Annotated in this window: 1 protein-coding gene; it reads left to right on the forward strand. The window is 72.3% G+C overall.

The genetic code is table 11. The annotated features are described in order from the left end of the window. Positions 1-1,842: condensation domain-containing protein (locus VIB55_RS07940; RefSeq protein ID WP_331876137.1), on the forward strand; the 1,842-nt coding region annotated here is incomplete at both ends.

The following is a 1,842-nucleotide window of genomic DNA, read 5'->3' on the forward strand; positions in this document are numbered from 1 at the left end:
TTCCTGGACCGGCTGGAGGGCGGGAGCGCGTACAACATCCCCGCCGCGCTGCGCCTGCGCGGTGCGCTGGATGTGGACGCGCTGGAGCGCGCGCTGGGCGAGATCGTCCGCCGCCACGAGGCGCTGCGCACCACCTTCCCGGAGCGCGGCGGCACCCCGGTGCAGGAGATCACCCCGTTCAACGGCTTCATCCTGCCGGTGGAGGACCTGTCGGCGCTCGGCGAGGCGGATCGCGAGGCGGCGCTCAGGCGGCGCGCCGGCGAGGAGGCGCGGCGGCCGTTCGACCTTTCGGCGGGCCCGCTCTTCCGTGCGGCGCTGCTGCGCCTGGGCGCCCACGAGCACGTGCTGCTGCTCGCGCAGCACCACATCGTCAGCGACGGGTGGAGCAGGGGGGGGCTCCACCAGGAGTTGTCGGCGCTCTACGCGGCGTATCGCGAGGGGAGGGAGTCGCCGCTCCCCGAGCTGCCGGTGCAGTACGCCGACTACGCGGTCTGGCAGCGCAAGCAGCTGGAAGGCGAGGTCCTGGATCGGCAGCTGGCGTACTGGCGGGAGCGGCTGGTTGGCGCACCGGAGCTGCTGGAACTGCCCGCCGACCGTCCCCGCCCGCCGGTGCGAACGTACGAGGGCGCAACCGTCCCGGTGAACTTCTCCCCCGAGCTGCTGGAGCTGCTGGAGCGGCTGCAGGCGCTCGGGCGGAGTGAGGGGACGACGCTGTACATGACGCTGCTGGCTGCCTTCCAGGTGCTGCTCTCGAAGTACAGCGGGATCGAGGACATCGTCGTGGGCAGCCCCATCGCCGGACGCACGCGCGGCGAGGTGGAGGCGCTGATTGGCTTCTTCGTAAACACACTGGTGCTGCGGACCGACCTCTCAGGCGATCCGTCCTTCCGCGAGTCTCTGCGGCGGGTGCGGGAGACCACGCTGGGCGCGTACGAGCACCAGGATGTGCCCTTCGAGAAGCTGGTGGAGGAGCTGCAGCCGGAGCGCAGCTTGAGCCACTCGCCCCTCTTTCAGGTGATGTTCACGCTCCAGAATCTCGCGGACGGGGCCGGGCGCGAGGGCGCGGGAACCGCGCTTCCGGGGCTGAGCGTGAGCGAAGCCGGAGCGGAGCCCGCGAGCGCCAAGTTCGATCTCTCCCTGACGCTGGCGCCGACCTCGCACGGACTGCGCGGAGGGTTGACCTACAGCGCGGACCTGTTCGAGCGCGGCACGGTGGAGCGCATGGCGCGGCACCTGGAGCGGGTGCTGGAGCAGGTCGGCGCGAATGTGGACGTGCGGCTCTCGCGCCTGGACCTGCTCGGGAATGCGGAGCGCACGCTCGTGCTGGAGGAGTGGAACCGGACGACGGCTGAGTATCCCGCCGACCTGTGCATCCACGAGCTGTTCGAGGCGCAGGCGGCACGCACGCCCGGAGCGGTGGCCGTGGTTTTCGGCGGAGGGCAGCTGACGTACGCCGAGCTGAACGCGCGCGCCAACCGGCTCGCGCGCCACCTGCGCGCGCAGGGCGTCGGGCCCGAGGCGCGCGTCGGCCTCCACTTCCGCCGCTCGACCGACATGCTCGTCGCGCTGCTCGGCGTGTGGAAGGCGGGCGGCGCCTACGTCCCGCTCGACCCGGACTACCCGGCCGACCGCCTCGCCTACATGCTCGAAGACTCGCAGGCGCACGCGCTGCTCACCGCGGGCGAGGTCGCCTGCGCGCTCAAGTCTACGGCCGCGCGCGTCATCCGCCTCGACGCCGAGCGCGAGGCCGTCGCCGCCCACGGCGCGGAGAACCTGACGGACGAGTTCGCGCGCGGGCGCGCGGCCTACGTCATCTACACGTCGGGCTCGACGGGGAGGCCG

This window comes from Longimicrobium sp., assembly GCF_036554565.1.
Classification (GTDB): domain Bacteria; phylum Gemmatimonadota; class Gemmatimonadetes; order Longimicrobiales; family Longimicrobiaceae; genus Longimicrobium.